The 19,317-nt window shown below is 69.7% G+C and carries 19 protein-coding genes; 8 read left to right on the plus strand and 11 right to left on the minus strand.

Going from position 1 to position 19,317, the window contains the following annotated elements; genetic code table 11:
- Positions 1-2: 2 nt before the first annotated feature.
- On the minus strand, positions 3-1,421 hold the full coding sequence (locus ACZLKG_RS12980; RefSeq protein WP_463649036.1) for an FGGY family carbohydrate kinase: 1,419 nt from the start codon (positions 1,419-1,421) through the stop codon (positions 3-5).
- A 143-nt stretch (positions 1,422-1,564) separates the two neighbouring features.
- Here ACZLKG_RS12980 and ACZLKG_RS12985 point away from each other — a divergent pair, with 143 nt between their 5' ends.
- Together ACZLKG_RS12985 and ACZLKG_RS12990 are read left to right on the plus strand one after the other, a co-directional pair.
- A complete protein-coding gene (locus tag ACZLKG_RS12985; RefSeq protein ID WP_425710154.1) occupies positions 1,565-2,335 on the plus strand; it encodes a DeoR/GlpR family DNA-binding transcription regulator in 771 nt (256 codons plus the stop codon).
- Positions 2,336-2,430: 95 nt separating this feature from the next.
- Entirely contained in the window at positions 2,431-2,808 is a 378-nt protein-coding gene (locus tag ACZLKG_RS12990; RefSeq protein WP_425710153.1) for a PH domain-containing protein, read from the plus strand.
- A gap of 10 nt (positions 2,809-2,818) precedes the next feature.
- Here the strand turns inward: ACZLKG_RS12990 and ACZLKG_RS12995 are convergent, their stop codons facing one another.
- From ACZLKG_RS12995 to ACZLKG_RS13005, 3 genes are all read right to left on the minus strand, one after another.
- Positions 2,819-5,896, minus strand: coding sequence for a DUF3427 domain-containing protein (locus ACZLKG_RS12995; RefSeq protein ID WP_463648972.1), 3,078 nt, complete (start codon positions 5,894-5,896; stop codon positions 2,819-2,821).
- 224 nt (positions 5,897-6,120) lie between these two features.
- A complete protein-coding gene (locus ACZLKG_RS13000) occupies positions 6,121-6,822 on the minus strand; it encodes a response regulator (RefSeq protein WP_425710079.1) in 702 nt (233 codons plus the stop codon).
- Complete coding sequence (locus ACZLKG_RS13005; RefSeq protein WP_425710080.1) at positions 6,819-8,507, minus strand: ATP-binding protein; 1,689 nt, start codon at positions 8,505-8,507, stop codon at positions 6,819-6,821. Before ACZLKG_RS13005 ends, ACZLKG_RS13000 begins: the two co-directional genes overlap by 4 nt.
- Before the next feature lie 165 nt (positions 8,508-8,672).
- Here ACZLKG_RS13005 and ACZLKG_RS13010 point away from each other — a divergent pair, with 165 nt between their 5' ends.
- The 4 genes from ACZLKG_RS13010 to ACZLKG_RS13025 are packed head-to-tail and all read left to right on the plus strand — an operon-like array spanning position 8,673 to position 12,252.
- A complete protein-coding gene (locus tag ACZLKG_RS13010) occupies positions 8,673-9,695 on the plus strand; it encodes a Bug family tripartite tricarboxylate transporter substrate binding protein (protein ID WP_425710081.1) in 1,023 nt (340 codons plus the stop codon).
- 1 nt (position 9,696) lies between these two features.
- Positions 9,697-10,245: a tripartite tricarboxylate transporter TctB family protein gene (locus tag ACZLKG_RS13015; RefSeq protein ID WP_425710082.1), complete on the plus strand. Its 549-nt coding sequence runs from the start codon at positions 9,697-9,699 to the stop codon at positions 10,243-10,245.
- Positions 10,238-11,857 (plus strand): tripartite tricarboxylate transporter permease, encoded by a 1,620-nt coding sequence (locus ACZLKG_RS13020; protein ID WP_463648973.1) that lies wholly within the window; start codon positions 10,238-10,240, stop codon positions 11,855-11,857. Before ACZLKG_RS13015 ends, ACZLKG_RS13020 begins: the two co-directional genes overlap by 8 nt.
- On the plus strand, positions 11,854-12,252 hold the full coding sequence (locus ACZLKG_RS13025) for a universal stress protein (protein ID WP_425710084.1): 399 nt from the start codon (positions 11,854-11,856) through the stop codon (positions 12,250-12,252). The genes ACZLKG_RS13020 and ACZLKG_RS13025 overlap by 4 nt, the downstream gene beginning before the upstream one ends.
- A 98-nt stretch (positions 12,253-12,350) precedes the next feature.
- Here the strand turns inward: ACZLKG_RS13025 and ACZLKG_RS13030 are convergent, their stop codons facing one another.
- Together ACZLKG_RS13030 and ACZLKG_RS13035 are read right to left on the minus strand one after the other, a co-directional pair.
- Positions 12,351-12,827, minus strand: a complete 477-nt coding sequence (locus tag ACZLKG_RS13030) for an SIMPL domain-containing protein (RefSeq protein WP_425710085.1) — start codon at positions 12,825-12,827, stop codon at positions 12,351-12,353.
- 10 nt (positions 12,828-12,837) lie between these two features.
- The gene (locus ACZLKG_RS13035; RefSeq protein ID WP_425710086.1) at positions 12,838-13,671 is read right to left on the minus strand and encodes an NAD(P)H-binding protein; all 834 of its coding nucleotides are present in this window, start codon (positions 13,669-13,671) and stop codon (positions 12,838-12,840) included.
- Positions 13,672-13,751: 80 nt separating this feature from the next.
- On the opposite strand from ACZLKG_RS13035, the gene ACZLKG_RS13040 reads away from it, so the two are divergent.
- Together ACZLKG_RS13040 and ACZLKG_RS13045 are read left to right on the plus strand one after the other, a co-directional pair.
- Positions 13,752-13,982 carry a FitA-like ribbon-helix-helix domain-containing protein gene (locus ACZLKG_RS13040; RefSeq protein WP_425710087.1) on the plus strand — a complete coding sequence of 77 codons (231 nt, stop codon included), beginning with the start codon at positions 13,752-13,754 and terminating at the stop codon, positions 13,980-13,982.
- Positions 13,979-14,365 (plus strand): type II toxin-antitoxin system VapC family toxin, encoded by a 387-nt coding sequence (locus ACZLKG_RS13045; RefSeq protein ID WP_425710088.1) that lies wholly within the window; start codon positions 13,979-13,981, stop codon positions 14,363-14,365. The genes ACZLKG_RS13040 and ACZLKG_RS13045 overlap by 4 nt, the downstream gene beginning before the upstream one ends.
- Before the next feature lie 30 nt (positions 14,366-14,395).
- Here the strand turns inward: ACZLKG_RS13045 and ACZLKG_RS13050 are convergent, their stop codons facing one another.
- The 5 genes from ACZLKG_RS13050 to ACZLKG_RS13070 all read right to left on the minus strand — a co-directional run bounded on the left by ACZLKG_RS13050 (position 14,396) and on the right by ACZLKG_RS13070 (position 19,268).
- Positions 14,396-15,109, minus strand: a complete 714-nt coding sequence (locus ACZLKG_RS13050) for an MBL fold metallo-hydrolase (RefSeq protein ID WP_463648979.1) — start codon at positions 15,107-15,109, stop codon at positions 14,396-14,398.
- Positions 15,106-16,227, minus strand: coding sequence for an S-(hydroxymethyl)mycothiol dehydrogenase (locus ACZLKG_RS13055; RefSeq protein WP_463648981.1), 1,122 nt, complete (start codon positions 16,225-16,227; stop codon positions 15,106-15,108). Before ACZLKG_RS13055 ends, ACZLKG_RS13050 begins: the two co-directional genes overlap by 4 nt.
- A 98-nt stretch (positions 16,228-16,325) precedes the next feature.
- The gene (gene lhgO, locus ACZLKG_RS13060; RefSeq protein ID WP_463648983.1) at positions 16,326-17,537 is read right to left on the minus strand and encodes an L-2-hydroxyglutarate oxidase; all 1,212 of its coding nucleotides are present in this window, start codon (positions 17,535-17,537) and stop codon (positions 16,326-16,328) included.
- A 4-nt stretch (positions 17,538-17,541) separates the two neighbouring features.
- Positions 17,542-17,961, minus strand: coding sequence for a DUF1801 domain-containing protein (locus tag ACZLKG_RS13065; RefSeq protein WP_463648984.1), 420 nt, complete (start codon positions 17,959-17,961; stop codon positions 17,542-17,544).
- A 65-nt stretch (positions 17,962-18,026) separates the two neighbouring features.
- Entirely contained in the window at positions 18,027-19,268 is a 1,242-nt protein-coding gene (locus ACZLKG_RS13070) for an App1 family protein (RefSeq protein ID WP_463648985.1), read from the minus strand.
- Positions 19,269-19,317 lie beyond the last annotated feature (49 nt).

The raw sequence follows: 19,317 nt of genomic DNA on the forward strand, positions 1-19,317 counted from the left end.
GTTCAGAGCCCCATCGTGGTCTCGACGGCGGTGCGCCACGCGGCGCGGAACTCGGTGACGTCCTCGGCGCTGCGCTGCGGGACGTAGGAGGCCTCGGCCTCCCAGGCGAACGGGGCGTCCTCGACGGCGAGGTCGGGGTCCAGCGCGAGCCGCATGCAGGCCGCCGTGCCGAGCGCGGTGGCGTGCGCGGAGGGGTAGGTGTCGACCGGCGCCTGGAGCATGTCGGCCTGCGCCTGCATGAGCCGCACGGACCTCGTCAGTCCGCCGTCGACGCGGAGCCGGGTCAGTGGTGCACCGAGCTCGGTGTGCGTGAGGTCGGCGAGCTCCGCGATCTGGGCGGCGATGCCGTCGAGGACGGCGCGCACGATCTGGGGCTTCCCGGTGGACAGCGTCATCCCGACGACGAACGCCCCCGCCTCGGGCTTCCACCACGGTGCGGCCAGGCCGGCGAAGGAGGGCGCGCAGAGGACCCCGCCCGCGTCGTCGGCGGCGATCTCGTCCATCTCCTCGGGGCCGGTGATGACGCCGAGCTCCTGCATCCAGCGCACCGCGGAGGCGGCGGTGTAGACCTGGCCGTCGGAGCAGTAGGTGGTGCGGCCGCGCAGGCGCCAGGCCACCGAGGTGGTGAGCCCGTTGTCGAAGCGGGGCGCGGTCTCGCCCATGTTGACGAGGATGAAGGCGCCGGTGCCGTACGTGCACTTGGCCTGCCCGCGCTCGAGGCAGCCCTCGGCGAGCAGGGCCGCCTGCTGGTCGACGATGAGGCCGCCGACGGGGACCTCGCCGCCGAAGACGGTGGTGGTGCCGACGATCTCGTCGCAGGCGGCGATGCGGGGGAGGCGCTCGCCCGTCAGGCCGAAGATATTGACGAGGTGGGGATCCCACTCGCCGGTGTCGACGTCGACGAGGAGCGAGCGCGACGCGGTGGAGACGTCGGTGACGAACTCGCCGGTCAGGCGGTGGAGCATCCACGTGTCGGTGGTGGTGACGACGCCGTCGCGGGTGAGGTTCTCCCGGACCCACGTGAGCTTGGGCGCGGTGAAGTAGCAGTCGAGCACGAGGCCGGTGCGGGCGTGGATGTCCTCGGCGTGCTCGCGCAGGCGGTCGACGACCACCTCGGCGCGGCGGTCCTGCCACACGACGCACGTGGTGAGCGGGTCCCCGGTCTCGGGGTCCCAGGCGAGGACGGTCTCGCCCTGGTTGGCCAGGGAGACGCCGTCGATGGTCTTCCCGGCCTGCTCCACGGCCTGCCTGCCGGCTTCGACGACCGAGGCGTAGAGCTCCTCGGGGTCCTGCTCGACGGCGCCGCCGGGGAGGTAGGCCGGGTGGATGGGGATCTCGACGACGGCGTGGATGCCGTCGGCGTCGACGACGATCGCCTTCGATCCTGAGGTGCCCTGGTCCAGGGCCAGAATTGCCACGATGCAACCCTTCGTGTCGTTGCGGTCCGGACGGTGCCGTCCGGTTCGTCCCGTGCGCCCGGGAGCGGGCACTGCTGAGAGCCTCGCCCGATGTGGACCTGCGGGCAACCGGTGTGGAATGTTGTGGGTTTGGGATGGAGGTGGGCGTGCTCGTCCAGCAGCGGTACCGGCACATCTTGCGGGCGCTCCGGTCGCAGGCGTCCGTGTCGACCCTCGAGCTCTCGCGTGCGCTGCGGGTCTCGGTTGAGACGGTGCGCAGGGACCTCGTGCACCTCGAGCGGGAGGGGTTGCTCCGGCGGGTGTACGGCGGCGCCGTGACGGTGACGCGGCAGCGGAGCAGCGAGCCGTCGTTCGACCAGCGCTCCGCGATCCGCGAGGAGGAGAAGCGGGTGGTGGGGGAGCTGGTGCGCGGGCTGGTGCGGCCGGGACAGTCGCTGTTCCTCGACGTCGGGACGACCGCTCAGGCGGTCGCCGCGGCGCTCGCGCCGTCTTTCGAGGGCACGATCGTCACCCACTCCCTGCTCGTGGCCAACGAGATCGCGCGCGGGACCGGAGCGGAGCTCGTGCTCGCGCCGGGGCGGCTGCGGCGCGGGGAGTGGTCGCTGTCCGGGACGGCGACGCACACGTTCATCCGGCAGATGCACTTCGACCTTGCGCTCATCTCCTGCGGCGGCGTGGACGCCGCGGCGGGACCGACGGACTTCGACTTCGACGACGTGGAGGTCAAGCGGACGGTGGCCCGCAACAGCGAGCGGTCCTACATCCTGGCGGACTCCTCCAAGCACGGCGTGGTCGGCCGGTACGCGATCGGGGAGTGGTTCGACGTCAACGGCCTCGTCACCGACCAGCCGCCGCCGGACGGGCTGGCCGCCGCGATGCGGGCCGGCGGGGGTGAGGTCGTCGCGCCCGGGGTGTGACGAGCGGTCGGAGGCTGTCCACCACTCGTGACGCGCGCCGCGCAAGGATGTGAGGCAGGGCCGCCACCCGGCGCCCGAGGACGAGGGAGGGTGCTGTGGCGGTCGGACGGATCATCGACAACGCGTCGGTCATGGACATGGCTGAGATGGACGAGAACTGGGGCCGGATCCTCGCCCACGGCGAGAAGTTCGAGCTCGGGTACAAGACCATCCGTGACCGGTTCATGTTCACCAACTACCGGGTGATCCTCATCGACGTGCAGGGCGTGACGGGCTCGAAGGTCGACTACCACTCGGTGCCCTACCGGGCGATCACCCAGTTCTCCCTCGAGACCGCCGGCACGGCGGACCTCGACGGCGAGCTGAAGTTCTGGGTGAGCAGCCAGGCGGACCCCTACGTGCGCAAGCTGGGGCGCGGGGTGGACCTGTTCGTCATCCAGGCGCTGCTGGCGGGGTACATCGCGCACGTGTGAGGGCGACGAGTCAACTCGCCGCCACGGTGGTCGACGCGAACATGTCCGCAGGCATAGGAACTTCGAGGCGCCAGGTTATTGCGATAGGTCGGTCGCCAGAATGTGAAACATAGGTTGCAGGGCCCAGGTACATGTATGGACTCGTTCCGAACTCGTCCTGACCCTCCTCGCGAACGAATAGAAGCACAGTGCTCGAGCCAGAGATGTATCTGGTGCCGGTTGGTGAATTGACGCTCGTGGTCGACTGGCTTTCCCAGTGGAACAACTCGCGACTAATTGGAAAATCGCGATACATCGTTGTAGGTGAGTATCGTTCTTCAGTCTTGTTGAGCGTAACAAAAAACGCATCAATGTTGCGGTTGGGCTCGTAAAGCACGCCTTCGCGGAATGAGTTAGGCTTGCGTGCAAGAGACGAGTACCCTAGCGCCACAAGAACTTCCTCGCGTTGATAGCGAGCATGGACGTGAAGGGGAAGCGTAGCTAGATCACCAGGTGCACGTTCCACGGGACGGCGCGCAGCTTCGTAGGCGAGCTCGATTACGGTGCTTAGCTCGTTGACCAGCTCGGGCTCGGCTTCGAGCGTGCGGAGCCCGTTCTGAGCGCTTGAGTACCCGCCTCCACCGGGCCATATTGAGAAGAAGAGCATCTCGGCGAGAGTGTCGTCAACGGGGGCCGATTCGCCGGTAATTATTGCGCGGAGGATTCTCAAATAGCCATCATGTCGAATCGGATCATCGATGTGCGCGAATGCCCGGATTCGCCTGGCGAGCGAGGATTCGTGCTCAGTTGGTTCTACCTCAAGGTGACCGGCTTCTCTGCGCAGTTCAGTCCACGAGCGCGTCCCCTTTCGGAGAACACTTGCCAAGCTGTACCCAGTGCGATCCAAAAATTCGGGAAGGTCAACCGTTGAATCCAGCGCTCGTAGTTGCGCGACGAGATGTGGCCAACGAGCATTGATCTGAGATTTAAGGCTCTGGAGCACAATTTCCTGAGCTTGGTGATCGAGTACTATTTGACTCCCGGCAGGGAGGAAGGGGAACCCGTCCTCGAGGTCTCGCTCAAGCCGACGCTGCGAACGGCCTGTTAATGCCTGCAGTTTCAGGTCAAATCTGAACTCGTCGCGCTGATTGCCGACAAAGTCGAGGACCGTGAGAACTGGCTTTTCAGGTCGCTGGCGAAGCCCCCGGCCGAGCTGTTGGAGGAAAATGGTTGCACTGCTCGTAGGCCGAAGAAACAGAATCGTGTCGACGTCCGGTATGTCAATGCCTTCATTGAACAAGTCGGCCGTGAAGATGATGTTCAAGTCACCGTTACGCAGGCCCTTTATGGCGTTCTTGCGCTCGTTGTCGGGCGTGCTGCCATCTAATGCCACCGCATTGATCCCCTGATCGGAGAATACTCGTGCCATATAGTGGGCGTGGTGTACGCCCACACAAAACCCAAGAGCGCGCATCGAATGGACGTCGAGAATTTTGTCGTAGAGTTCCCGCAGGATTACCCGGCTTCTTGAGTCGTTGCCGGTGAGCAGGTTCTCGAGCTGTGTTTGATCGTAGTGGCCGCGGGTCCACGGAACTTCGCGCAAGTCGGTGCCATCAAAGCACATGAAGTAATGAAACGGCGAAAGTATGCCGGCGTCTAACGCTTCCCATAGCCTCAATTCGGCTGCTGTTCGACCGTCAAAGAACGCACGAACGTCGAACCCGTCTGCGCGTTCAGGTGTGGCGGTGAGCCCTAGGAGTTCCCGTGGTTCGAGGTGTTCCAGAAGTGCCGTGTAGCTTTTCGCTGCAGCGTGGTGGAACTCGTCGATGACGACAATGTCGAATGCGTCGCGTGGAATCGTCTGGATGTCAGCCGAGCGAAGTGACTGAACGCTCGCGAAGACATGTCTCCATCGTCCGGGGCGATTTCCTGCAACGTACAGTTCTCCAAACTTCGGATCCGAGAGCACCTCTTGGTATGTGCGACGTGACTGTTCGAGGATTTCCTGTCGATGGGCGACAAAGAGAAGGCTCGGATACTCTCGTGTTGTCGTGTTGGCTAAACGACGATAATCGAGGGCGGCGACTACAGTCTTGCCTGTTCCCGTCGCCGCGACCACGAGGTTTCGGTGCCGGTTATGTAGTCCACGTTCGGCCGCCAGGGCGTCGAGCATGTGTTGCTGAAAAGCGTAGGGCCTGACATCGAGGCCCGACAGGTCAATGTGTTGGTCGCGGGAGCCGGAACGGCCTCCTGCGACTGCAAGTGCGTGATCGAGTTGGTCTCGTTGAGATTCATCGTCGGGGTCGTAGGGTCTAAATGTCGGGTCGTTCCAATAGGTTTCGAATGTGCCACTAAACTTCTGTAGAAGGTGTGGTGTGGCAACGTTGGAAAGTCGGACGTTCCACTCCAGACCGTCGAGTAGCGCGCTGCGAGATAGATTTGACGACCCGACGTATGCAGTGTCGAACTTTGACTTTCGATGGAACATCCACGCTTTCGCGTGGAGCCGGGTCTTTGCTTCGTCAAAGTGGATTCGGACCTCGGCGCCGAAGTGTTCCACGAGACGATCGATCGCTCGTCGTTCGGTGGCCCCCATATAGGTCGTTGTGATGACTCGAAACCTCACCCCCCGGTCCCGTAGTTCACGGAGGTGGTCCTCGATGACGCGGAGTCCGTGCCATTTGACGAATGCGCAGAGCAGGTCGACTTGATCGGCCGAAGCCAGCTCAGCTCGCAACTCCGCGCCGAGGCTCGGCTCGCCGCGCACATTAGTGAGAAGTGCGGCATCGCTGAGCGGTGTCGTCGGGCGAGATGGGGTGGCGGGACTCGTGTGAGCCTGGAACCGCTGGAGGTAATGGAGTTGGCGCGGAGGATCGTCCACGATTTCGCTCGGGTCAATCGCCTCAATGAGTCGGTTGGCCAGCTTGTTGCGCTCGTCACCCCTCGCAGACCGTAGGGCGTGCTCGACCAGCGCACCGAGGTGTCGAGCAAGTACCTGCGGCCGTTCCGCTTCCTCAACGTCCTCCCACGTGACATGCGCTGCGTCCAGGTGCGCAATTTCGTCGCGAAGTCGACGGGTACCGAGCGATTCGTAGAGTCCGTCCTCCATGTCAAGAGTCTGACATTCCGCGTGCGTGCGATGTTCCGTTCGCTCAGATGTGGACTGTGCGATCTTGGTTGGTTGGTCATACACCGGCCTCGTGCGGTCCTCCACCTGCTGGTGTGTAGCCTCATCGATCCGCGGTCACTGAATGATCAAGTGGACTGCAGATGGACCGCACAGGTTGCAGCAGTGGCTGAGTTGAGAGTTCACGCCATCAATTCTGTGGCTGGTCACCCCGTCGCCTCATACAGATGCTGCGGCCGCCCGGACCCACCGAACCTCGGTCGTACCTCGGCCTGCTCCGTCGCCACGAGGTGCTCGAGGTACCTGCGCGCCGACACCCGGGACATCCCGACCCGGTCGGCCAGCTCCTCGGCGGACAGCGGCTCGTCGCTCGCCCGCAGGGCCTCGGTGACCATCTCCATCGTCCGTGCGGCGAGGCCCTTCGGCAGGACCGCCCGATCACCCGCGCGCGTCCGCGCGGACCGCGTCCCGCCCAGCAACCGGTCGACCTGCTCCTGGCTCAGCGGTTCCGAGGGCTGCTCGCTGACCATGCGGCGTCGGCGGAGGTAGTCGTCGAGCCGAGCCGCGAGGTCCGCCCGCGTGAATGGCTTGATGAGGTAGTGCAGCACCCCGCCGGACATCGCCGACCGCACGGTTTCGACCTCGCGCGCCGCCGTGATGACCACGACGTCGACCTCCTGCTGAGCCCGCAGCCGCCGCAGCACCTCGAGCCCGGTGATGTCCGGCAGGTAGATGTCGAGCAGCACGAGATCGGGTGCCAGCCGCTCGGCCTCCATCAGCGCCTCGGCGCCGGTGGCCGCCACGCCGGCGACCTCGAAGCCGGGCGTCGACTCGACGAAGCTGCGGTGCAGGCCGGCGACGGCGAAGTCGTCATCCACCACGAGCACGCGCACGTTCTCCACGTTCACCTGGCGGCTCCTGCCTCGGCCCGGCCCGCCATCGTTGCGGACTGCGTCTCAGAGACTGCCACCCCGGCCAGGTGCGTGCTGGTGCCAGGGAGCTTCTCCGCAGACTGCACGCCCGGCGATTCCTCGGCCGAGAACCGCGCCGCGGGAAGCTCCACCTCGACAGATGCGCCCCCGGTCTCGGAGTCGCCCACCTGGATCGTCCCGCCGCGCCGGTCGACGACCTGCCGCACGAGCGTGAGGCCAATACCGCGCGAGCGTGCCCCGTCCTTGGTCGAGACCCCGGCCTCGAACACGTGCTGGCGTCGCTCGACCGGGATGCCCGGCCCGTCGTCGCCAACCGTCAGCACGGCCCGCCCGTCCACGCGGCGTGCAGAGACCTCGACGGTCCCGCCGCTGCCTGCGGCGTCGATCGCGTTGTCGATGAGGTTGCCGAGGATGGTGACGACGTCCGTGGTGCCGTCCGGCTCGATCCGCGCCTCGGGATCGGTCCGCACGCTCACCCCTCGTTCGTGGGCGATCGCGGTCTTGGCCAGGAGGAGCGCCCCGACCGCCGGGTCCGTGACGCCGGGCAGCGAGCCGAACATGCCGACGACGCCCGAGCGGCCGGTCCGAGCGATGAACTCGACCGCCTCGTCCTCGCGCCCGAGCTCGATGAGGCCGGAGACCACGTGCATGTGGTTGGCGAACTCGTGGGCCTGCGCCCGCAGTGCCTGCGTGAGGTCCCGCGCGCCGTCGAGGTCCCGAACGAGCGCGTAGATCTCCGTCCGGTCGCGCAGGAGCAGCACCGAGCCCACCTGCCGGTCATCGACCTCCGCGCGGTCCACCCGGACGAACAGGATCTGCTCGCCCACCAGCACGAGCGTGTCCCGCACCTCGTCAGGCCCGGCGAGGATCTCCGTCAGCGCCGGTGCGAGCACGTCGCCCGCCGGCTTCCCGATGCAGTCCTCGGGCAGGTCGAGCATCCGCCGCGCCTGGTCGTTGGCCAGCGCGATCCGGTCATGCTCGTCGACCGCGACCATGCCCTCGCCCAGGCCGTGGAGCATGGCCTCGCGGACATCGCGCAGGGAGGCGATCTCCTCGGGCTCCATCCGGTAGATGCGCCGCCACACCAACCGGGAGATGTAGACCGCCCCCAGCGTGCCGACGAGTCCCGCGCCGAGCAGCCAGCCGAACAGGGGCGGCAGGTCGTCCATGAGCTCGGCGCGCAGCGTCTCCTCCAGGGTGCCGACGGACACCGAGCCGATGACCTCGCCACCGGCCCAGATCGGGACCTTCACCCGCCACGACTCGCCCATCGTGCCGGTCTGCGTGCCCACGTACACGCGGCCGGACAAAGGCTCGCTCGGGTCGGTGGACACCATCTGCCCGATGTTCTCGACGTTGGGATGCGAGTACCGGATGCCCTCGGCGTCGGTGACGACCACGTACGTCACGCCCGACGCCTCACGGATGAGCTCCGCGATCGGCTGGATGACCGCCGACGGGTCCGGGTCCTCGTAGGCCTCGACGACGGACGGCAGCGTCGCGACCGACTGGGCCACGCCGACCATCCGTTGCTCGTAGGAGTCCCGGATCTGGGACTCCTGCATGCGCATCGCGACCAGCCCCACGGTGCCGATCGTGATCACCACGATCGCCGCCTGGAGCAGGAGGAGCTGTCGCCGCAGCGACATCGGCCGGCGCATGCGCCCAGCGTGCCACGCCCGCCGCGCCGCACCCCCCGCCATGAGCGTGACCGAAACGACCGGAACGACCGCAACGACCTCTGCGACCACTACGGCCGAAGACTTCTCCGGCCCGGGACCAAGGTCCTAACTTCGCGGCACCTGATCAGCTCAAGGAGGAGCCTCATGTCCGCACGCCCCACCGCGCGTCGATCCGCGCGACGTACGACCACCGCCCTGGCCGTCGGCGCCGCCGCCGCGCTCGTTCTCACCGCCTGCTCGGACAGCGAGGGCTCCGAGGACGGGGAGGTCTCGATCGACAGCGTCGAGATCATCGTCCCCGCCGACCCGGGTGGTGGCTGGGACCAGACCGGCCGCACCATGCAGTCCGAGCTGCAGGACAACGACATCGTCGGCGACGCCCAGGTCGTCAACGTCGGCGGTGCCGGCGGGACCGTCGGCCTCGCCCAGCTCGCCACCGCCACGAACCCGGACACCCTCATGGTGATGGGCTACGTCATGGTCGGCGCGATCGAGACCAACCAGTCACAGACCACCCTCGACGACGTCACCCCGATCGCGCGGTTGACCGAGGAGCCGCTCGTCGTCGTGGTCCCGGCGGAGTCCGAGTACGAGACGATCCAGGACCTCACCGACGACATCATCGCCAACGGCCAGGACGTGTCGGTGACCGGCGGGTCCGCCGGCGGTGTCGACCACATCCTCGCGGCCCAGCTGCTCACCGAGGCTGGGATGGACCCCGCCGACGTGGCGAGCTCGCTCAACTACATCCCCTACTCCGGCGGCGGGGAGTCCCTCGCGGCGCTGCTCGGCAACAACGTCGACGCCGGCATCTCCGGGGTCGCCGAGTACGCCGAGCAGGTCAACGCCGGCACCCTGAGGGCGCTCGCGGTCTCCAGCGAGGAACCCTCGCCCGCCCTGCCGGACACGCCCACCCTCACCGACCAGGACGTCGACCTCGTGCTGACCAACTGGCGCGGCGTGGTCGCGCCCGGCAACATCGAGGACGACCAGGCCGAGGCGCTCACCCAGCTCGTCACCGAGATGCACGGCTCCGAGTCGTGGGCCTCGGCGCTCGAGGCCAACAACTGGGACGACGCCTTCCTCGCCGGCGACGAGTTCGCCGCCTTCCTCGAGGAGGACATCGAGTCGGTCCGGCAGACGCTCGAGGACATCGGGCTCGTCTGACATGACGGCGCCCACCACACCCGCCGCCGCCGGCACGAAGCCGGCGGCGGCCCGGCGTGCGCCCGTCGGCGAGCTCGTCTTCGCCGTCGCGGTCGTGGCCCTGGGCGGGTACGTCCTGCTCGACGCCGGCAACATCAACGTCCCGATCACCTCGGGCGCCATGGGGCCGCGGACCATGCCCTACCTCGTGGGCGGGCTGCTCGTCCTGGCCGGCCTCGGCGTCCTGGCGACCCTCCTGCGCGGCAGGCGCGGCGACACCGAGGACAGCGAGGACATCGACCCCACGTCCGGCACCGACTGGCTGACGGTCGGCATCCTCGTGGCCGTCGTCGTCGTGCACATCCTGCTCATCTCGCCGCTCGGCTGGCCGATCGCCGCGACCATGCTGTTCGCCGGCACGGCCATCACGCTCGGCAGCCGGCCGATCTGGCGGGCCATCCTCACCGGCCTCGCGATGGCGCTCATCATCCAGATCGCCATGGCCGGCGGGCTGGGCATCTCGCTGCCCGCGGGCCCGCTCCTGGAGGAGGTGGCGATCTTCCGTGGATAACCTCGCGCTGCTCATCGAGGGCTTCGGGGCTGCGATGCAGCCCATCTTCCTGCTCTACGCGCTGCTCGGCGTGTTCGTCGGGACCGCCGTCGGCGTCCTGCCGGGCATCGGCCCCGCGATGACCGTCGCGCTGCTGCTCCCGCTCACCTACACGCTCGAGCCGACCGCCGCGTTCATCATGTTCGCCGGCATCTACTACGGCGGCATGTACGGCGGGTCGACCACGTCGATCCTGCTCAACACACCGGGGGAGTCGGCCTCGATCGTCACCGCCCTGGAGGGCCACAAGATGGCCAGGGCCGGCCGGGGCGCCGCCGCCCTCGCGACGGCCGCCATCGGCTCCTTCATCGCGGGAACCGTCGCCACCGTCGGCCTCACTTTCGTCGCGCCCGTCGCGGCCCGCTTCGCGGTCAAGCTCTCCTCCGCGGACTACGTCGCGCTCATGGTGCTCGCCTTCCTCACCGTCGGCGCGCTGCTGGGCTCCTCGGTCACGCGCGGCATGGTCTCGCTCGGCCTGGGCCTGTTCATCGGGCTCATCGGCGTCGACGCGATCTCCGCGCAGCAGCGGTACACGCTCGGCATCCCCGAGCTCGTCGACGGCATCGACGTCGTGCTCGTCGCCGTCGGGCTCTTCGCCGTCGGCGAGGCCTTCCACGTGGCCTCCCGCCTGCGGAAGGGCCCGGTCGAGGTCATCCCCGTGACCGGTGGCTGGCGCAGCTGGATGTCGAGGGGCGACTGGCGCAGATCCTGGAAGCCCTGGCTGCGGGGCACCGCCATCGGGTTCCCCATCGGGACCATCCCCGCGGGCGGCGCCGACGTCGCGACGTTCCTCTCCTACGCGAGCGAGCGCCGCCTGGCCAAGGGGGAGCGGAAGAAGGCCTTCGGCACGGGCGCCATCGAGGGCGTCGCCGGCCCGGAGTCCGCGAACAACGCCGCCGCCGCGGGCGTGCTCGTCCCGCTGCTCACCCTCGGGCTCCCGACGACGGCGACCGCCGCCATCATCCTCGCCGCCTTCCAGCGCTACCAGATCCAGCCCGGCCCGCTGCTGTTCGAGAACCAGTCGGCTCTGGTGTGGACGCTCATCGCGTCGCTGTACATCGGCAACCTCATGCTGCTCGTGCTCAACCTGCCGCTCGTGGGCATGTGGGTGAAGATCCTGCAGATCCCCAGGCCCTACCTGTACGCCGGGATCATCACGTTCGCCGGGCTCGGCGCCTTCGCCGTGAACTTCACGCCCGCCGACGTGCTCCTGCTGCTCATCATCGGCCTGCTCGGGTTCTTCATGCGGCGCTACGGCTACCCCGTGGCACCCATGGTCGTCGGGCTCATCCTCGGCCCGATGTTCGAGGCACACCTGCGCCGCGCGCTGTCGATCTCCCAGGGCGACCCGGTCGCGCTCGTCCAGTCCGGGTTCGCGCTGTTCGTGTACGTGGCGCTGCTGGTGATCTTCGCGCTGTCGTTCTGGCTCAAGAGACGCCAGCAGCGCCTCGAGGCGCTGGTCGAGGCGGAGGCGATGTCCGGCGAGACTGCGCCGGTCGCCGCCGACCAGGCGGCTCCTGCCGCCGGCGAGTCGGCACCCGTTGCCGAACCCTCCGAAGGAGAGAACCGATGACCGTCGTGCTCGGGTACATCCCCACGCCGCCGGGGGAGGCAGCGCTCGCCGCCGCCCTGGAGGAGGCGCGGCTGCGCGGCGAGCGCCTCGTGGTCCTCAACACCACTCGAGGCGACCGCCTCTCCGACCCGCGCTACGCGCACGACGCCGACATGACCCGCCTGACGGAGGCGCTCGCGAGCTCCGGGGTCGAGCACGAGGTGCGGCACGGCACCTCGGACGGGCTCGCGGGCGACGACCTGGTGAAGCTCGCGGTTGAGCTTGAGGCCACGATGATCGTCATCGGGCTGCGCCCCCGGTCCCCGGTCGGCAAGCTCGTGCTCGGCTCGGCGGCCCACGCCGTCCTCCACGACGCCCCGTGCCCCGTCCTCGCGGTCAAGGCCGCGGCGGACTGAGCGCGGTCGGGCTCGGACGGTCGAGCCCGACCTGGGGCGTTGGCCGACCGACCCCGACCTGGGGGCCACCGACAGGAGCCGATCCCGAACGGACCCGCTCACCCGCCCGACGCCACGAACCGCGCGTCCACCTTCGCGGTGATCTCGATGTCCTCGGGGACGAGCCTGAGGTCGGGCTCGCCCGCGCTGCCGAGCGCGGCGGCGCGGGCGAAGGGTACGGCATCCTCGTTCTCGGCGCGGCGGTCGTCGCCGAGCATCCCCGCGTCGGCGACCTCGAGCGGCGTGACGGTGGCCAGGCCGAGGGCGGCGGCGTAGGCGCCCGCCTTGTCCCGGGCGTTCGTCACGGCCCCCACCCGGGCCTCGCGCACGAGCTCCGCCTTGCGCACCTCGGTGAGGGACCAGGCCACGCGGTCGACGACGAACCCCGTCACCGTCGACATCTCTCGGAGCCAGGCGCTCAGCCGGTCGAAGTCGCGGAACTTCACCTGGAGGTCCGCCCGCGCGTGGACGGTGCCGCGCTCGGCGGGGTGGAACCGGCGGTGCGACCCGCGCACGGTGATCTCGACGTCGCTCACGGCGCCCACGCTAGTGGGCGACCCCGCCCCAGACCCCGCGCTTCGCCGCGTCCGAGGCGTAGTCCTCGAACGCCAGGGCCGGCCTCCCGAGCACCCGCTCGACCGTGCCCGTCGGCGTCGTGTCCCCCGCGGCCCGCAGGGGCGCGAGCTGCGCCACGATCCCGTCGACCACCGGCTCCGGCAGGCCGGCCACCGCCATCGCCTCGCGGTACTCGGCCGGCTCCCCGACGTACGTCACGTTCCGACCGGTCGCGCGCCCGATCGCCGCCGCGGCCTCGCCGAACGAGAGCGCCTCCGGCCCGGTCAGCTCGAGCACCTCGCCGAGGTGGTCGTCGGTGACCAGCGCGCGGACCGCGACCGCCGCGATGTCCTCCGCGTCGACGAAGCCCTGGCGGCCGTCACCGACCGGGAGCGCCACCCGGCCCGCGAGCACGTCGTCCCGGAGGAACGTCTCGAAGTTCTGGTCGAACCAGTCCGGACGCAGGATCGTCCATTCCAGGCCCGAGCCCCGTACCGCGGCCTCCGCACGCTGCAGCCGCTCGACGGACATCACGTCGACGCCGCGGTCGGAGTGCAGGACCACCCGCCGCACGCCGGCGGCCGACGCGCGCTCGAGGAATCCGCCGGGGAGCTCGCCGTCGTCGGGCAGGAGGAGGTAGAGCCGGTGCACCCCGTCCAGCGCCGCGTCCCACGTCCCCGGGTCGCCCCAGTCGAACGGCGGGTCGGTTCCGCGCGTCACCGGCCGCGCCACCACGCCCGTGGCACGCAGCTGTTCGACGACGCGCGCACCGACCGTGCCGGTGCCGCCGAGGACGAGGATCGGACGGTCGCTCGCGATGCCCATGCCGCATGGTCCCGCGCACCACCGACACGTCCGGTCGGCCTGGCGTTGGACATCGCTACGGATGGATGCACAATGGATGTATGTCATCCATACTGATTCAGGTGCGTGGGGTCGACCCCCGGGCGCGCGACGAGCTGGCGGCGCGCGCTGCACGGAGCGGTCAGAGCCTGTCGGCCTATCTCCGAGACCTCATCGAGCGCGAGGCAGCGACGCCCGAGCTCGCGGATGTGCTCGCCCGTGTCGACGCCAGGTCGGAGTCGAGCACCGTCTCGACCGTGGATCTCGTCCGGGACGACCGCGACCGTCGATGATCGTCGTCGACACGTCCGTCATCGCCGACGCCCTCGTTCAGCAACCACTCGCTGACCTGCGCCGGCGCCTGGCCGGCGAGGTCCTCCACGCCCCGGACCTCATCGACCACGAGATCGTCGGTGCACTTCGCGGACTTGCCCTCGGCCGCCACATCAGCGCGGCTCGCGCCCAGGACGCGCTCACGGACTATGACGACCTGGCGATCCGGCGGCACGCCAGCACACCCGGACTGCGGGCGAGCGTCTGGATGCTCCGGGACACCATGACGAGCTACGACGCGGCGTTCGTCGTGGTCGCCGATCGGCTCGGCTGCCCGCTCTGGACCCGGGATCGACGGCTCGCGTCGGCTGCCCGCCGGCACGTCGACGTCGAGGTCGTCTGAGCGGCCACGACCCCGACCGGCGGCACGCCATCAGTGCCCGCGCGCGATCCACTCCTCGAGCTGCGGCGCCTCGGCACCGATCGTCGTGGAGTCCCCGTGCCCGGTGAGTACCCGCGTCTCGGCCGGCAGCGTGAGCAGCCGGTCCCGGATCGAGTCGATGATCGTGGGGAAGTCGGAGTAGCTGCGGCCGGTCGCTCCCGGCCCGCCCTGGAACAGGGTGTCCCCGGTGAGCACCACGCCGAGCTCGGGCACGTGGAAGCAGCACGAGCCGGGGGAGTGGCCCGGCGTGTGGATCACGGTGACCCGGGCGTGACCGGCGCCACCTACTCCACCTGCTCCACCGGCGCCGGCCGAGCCGGCACCCGAGCTCGAACCCGAGCCGGAGCCTGCCCCGCCAACCCCCAGCTCCATGCCGTCGACGAGCTGCTCGTCCGGCGGGAGGTCCGGGTTCGTCACGTCCCACAGCATCCGGTCCGCCGGGTGCAGGTAGGTGGGCGCCGCCGTCGCCTCGCGCAGGGCGGCGACCGCGTGCAGGTGGTCGTCGTGCCCGTGGGTGAGCAGGATCGCCGTCACCTTCCGGCCGGCGACCGCCGCGATCACCGGCGCCGCGTCGTGCGCGGCGTCGACGATCACGCACGAGGCGTCGTCGCCGATGACGTACACGTTGTTGTCGACGTCGAACGTCTCGCCGTCGAGGGTGAACGTCCCCGACGTCACCACCGTCTCGATCCGCAGCTCGCTCATGCCGTGACCTCCTCGTTCGTCGAACCGGCCCCGCCGAGGACCACCACCGACCGGAGGACGTCCCCGGCGGCCATCGTGTCGAACGCCGCCCCGACGTCGTCGATGCCGATCGTCTCCGTGACGAACGCGTCGAGGTCGAACCGCCCCTGCAGGTACAGGTCGATGAGCATCGGGAAGTCCCGCTCCGGCAGGCAGTCGCCGTACCAGGCGGACATCAGCGACCCGCCCCGGCCGAACACCTGGTCCAGCGGCAGCGTGATCTCCGTACCCGGGTCGGGCACGCCCACGAGCACCACGCGGCCCGCCAGGTCGCGGGCCTCGAACGCCTGCCGGTAGGTCGCGGCCACGCCCGCGGCGTCGACGACGAGGTCCGCGCCGAACCCGCCGGTCAGCTCGCGGATGCGCTCGACGACGTCCTCGCTGCCGGCGTCGATCGTGTGTGTCGCGCCGAGCTCGCTCGCCCACCGCAGCTTCTTCTCCTGCAGGTCGACGGCGATGATCGTCGTCGCCCCCGCCAGCCTGGCGGCGGCCACCGCGGCAGCTCCGACGCCGCCGCAGCCGATGACGGCGACCGACTCGCCGCGGCGCAGCTTCCCGGTGTTGAGCACGGCGCCGGCGCCGGCCATGACGCCGCAGCCGACGAGCCCCGCGGCCTCGGGCCGGGCGGCCGGGTCGACCTTGGTGCACTGGCCCTGCGCCACGAGCGTCTTGTCCGCGAACGCCCCGATGCCGAGCGCCGGGGTGAGCTCGGTGCCGTCCTCGAGCGTCATCTTCGTCGTCGCGTTGTGGGTGGCGAAGCAGTACCAGGGCTCGCCCCGGTCGCACGCGCGGCAGTTCCCGCACACGGCCCGCCAGTTGAGGACCACGTAGTCGCCGACCGCCACGTGCGTGACGCCCTCGCCGACCTGCGAGACGGTCCCGGCGGCCTCGTGGCCGAGCAGGAACGGGAAGTCGTCGGACACGCCGCCGGCCACGTAGTGGTGGTCGGTCTGGCACACCCCGCAGGCGGCGACGTCGACGACCACCTCGCCCGGACCCGGGTCGGGCACGACGATCGTCACCACCTCGACGGGAGCGTCCTTCGAGCGGGAGACGACGGCCTGGACCTTGTGCGGCATGGATGGACCTCCGGCAGCGGTGACGAGGGGACCCCACCAGCCTGGCTCACGACGGCCGCGGCGGCAACGCGGTCTTGCCTCGGCGGGCCCCGCCACCGTCACTCCCAGACGCGGCCGACGAGCTCCTCGCCGATCGGGAGCGCCGACGTCGCGGCGGGCGAGGGCGCGTTGAGCAGGTGCACCTGGCGCGGGGTCGAGACGATCTCGAAGTCGTCCACGAGCGTGCCGTCCGGCCGGACCGCCTGCGCGCGCACCCCGGTCCGGTAGCCCACGAGGTCGGTCGAACGCAGCGACGGGCAGTACTTCGCCACCTCGGACAGGTAGCCGTCCGGGACGAGCGAGTTCCACAGCTCCTTCGCGCCGGTGCGCCAGTGCTTCTGGCCGAGCTTCCACAGCCCGCCGAAGCTCACGGCGTCCCGCACGTCGTCGGCGTCGAACCCGAAGCGCGTGTTCTTCTCCCGCGACATCGCGAGCACGGCGTTCGGGCCGAGCAGGATCCGCCCGTCGACCGTCGGCGTGATGTGCACGCCGAGGAACGGCAGCCCCTCGCCGGGCACGGGGTAGATGAGCCGCTCGACGAGCCCTTCCCGGTGGCCCGGCAGCGTGTAGTACTCGCCCTTGAACGGCACGATCCTCACGTCCGTCCGCACGTGCGCGCTTGCCGCGACCCGGTCCGCCTGCAGCCCCGCGCACGCGACGAGGCGCAGCGCCCGCAGCCGCTCCCCGTGCTCGAGCGACACGTCGACGCCGGTCTCGGACTCGGCGATCCGGTCGACCTCGGATCGCACGCGCACCTCGCCGCCGAGCTCGGTCACCTCGTCGGCCAAGGCCCGGGCGACCTCCCCGAAGTCGACGACGGCCGAGCGTGGCGAGTGCAGCGCCGCCACCCCCGTGACGTTCGGTTCCATCTCGCGCAGCTCGGCGACGTCGATGTCGCGCACGTCGATGCCGTTCTCGCGCGCGCCGGCAGCCAGCGCGTCCAGCCGCGCCCTCTCGTCGTGGTCGGTGGCCACGACCAGCTTGCCGATCTCCTTGACCTCGATGCCGTGATCGCGGCAGAACTCCTTGGTGGCCCGCTCGCCGGCGCGGCACAGGCGCGCCTTGAGCGACCCGGGCCGGTAGTACAGGCCCGCGTGGATCACCCCGGAGTTGTGGCCGGTCTGCCCGGTGCCGACGTCGTCGGCCTTCTCGAGCACCACCACGCGCGAGCCGGGTCGCGCACGGAGCAGCGCGCGGGCGGTCGCGAGCCCGACGATGCCCCCTCCCACGACGACGACGTCGTACGAGTCCTGGCCTGCGGCGTCGGGCATGGTCCTACCCCTTGATCCTCTGATAGGTCTCGATGAAGGTCCGCGGCGGCGTGGCCGCGACGGTCTCGGCGAGCAGCCTCTCGTCGACCTGCTCGTCCTTCTTCAGCCGCAGGCACGACTTGCCCATGTCGAGGTGTCCGGTCGAGTCCGCCCACGCCCGGCGGAACGCCTCGGCCTCCTCGGCCTGGGAGTACACGCCCATGAGGTAGACGCTCACGTAGCCCTTCTGGCCCTTGAGGGCGACGTACTGGAGCGGCTCGCCGTTGTACGTATTTGGGTACACCGACAGCGGGATCGACCAGGTGACGAACCTGCGGTCGACCGAGCGCTCGTAGCCGTCCGGCATGGCCCCCTCGAGGATCCGGTACAGCCGCTCGGTCAGTCCCTGGAAGCGGGCCGGGGCGGCGTCGATCGCGTCGGCCACGTCGGGTGGAAGATCCTGCCGGGCGTCGGGGGAAAGGCCCGCCCCGACGTCGGGACCCGGGCCGCTCATGCCGGCCCGCCGAACGTGGTGGCCCGGCCCGACCCGGGCGTGCCCGCGCCGGCCGCAGCCTGGTCCGGGGAGGTGCCGGCCTCGACCTGCTCACGCCGCTCGCGCCGCCGGCGCTGGGAGGTGAGCACGTCGGGCAGCTCGTCCGCCAGCGCGTAGCCGTCGTTGCCGTGGACGGTCGGCACGCCGTGCTCGGTCGCCGCCGATCGCCCCCGGATCGGCAGCTCGGCGGACTCCATCGTGCCGTGCGCGAGGACCTGCTCGGTGGGGGTCAGGCGGCGGATGGCGATCGCCCACACGTTGCGGGGGTGCTCACGGGCCACGTCGTCGTAGATCATCGGATCGTGCTGCCCGTCGTCGCCGACGAGCAGCCAGGAGATCTGGGGGAACGTGATCATGAGGTTCCGCAGCTGGACCCGCTTGTGCTCCTTGCCGGAGCGGAACAGCCCGGTCGGGGTCGGCCCCCAGTCCGTCATGAGCATCGGCCCCACCGGCAGCCCGTGGCGGAGCATGAACCGCTTGAGGGTCGGCACCACGTTCCACGCGCCCGTGGACAGGTAGAACATCGGTGCGTCGGGGTGGACGTCGAGGACCTTGGCATAGAGCTCGGCCATCCCCGGCACCGGCTTGCGCGTGTTCGTGTGCCGGACGAACGAGTTCCACGCGGCCAGAGCGGCGCGCGGCAGCATCGTCACCATCACCGTGTCGTCGATGTCGGAGACGATCCCGACCCTCGTGGTAGGGGCGACGACGAGCGCGTCCGTGACGACCGGCTCCGCCGCCTTCGCCTCGAGCGTCACCGGGTGCCACCCCGGCGCCAGCCCGTGGTCGGAGACCATGACGTCGATGTAGCCGGAGCGGTCCGTGGTGGTCGCGAACTCCCGGCCGTCGACCCGCACCGTCACCGGGAGGTGGCCGACCTGCGCCGTGAAGAACTGCCGCCACCCGCGGCGCGCCTCCTGCGCGGTCCGGGCGAGGAACTCACCGGCGTTGTCGCTGAGCGCGGGGTACCGCGCGGGGCGCGAGCCGGGGCCCTCGCCGTGCACGTCGACCCACGGGTCGGACTCCGGGGTGGCGTCGGGGTCGCCCATGATGACGCGGCCCATGACGTGCAGGGAGTGCACGGAGCCGTACCCGGTCAGACCGATGGTCCGCGGGCGCCAGCCCCGTCGCTTGAGCATGTCGACCGACCGCTTGTTGATGCCGTCCTCGAACGCCATGCCGAGGTTCGCGAGGGACATACCGCCAGCCTATGCGCACGAGCGGCCGCGGTCTCGGGCGACGGCAGGC

This window comes from Georgenia sp. Z2081 (assembly GCF_055326445.1).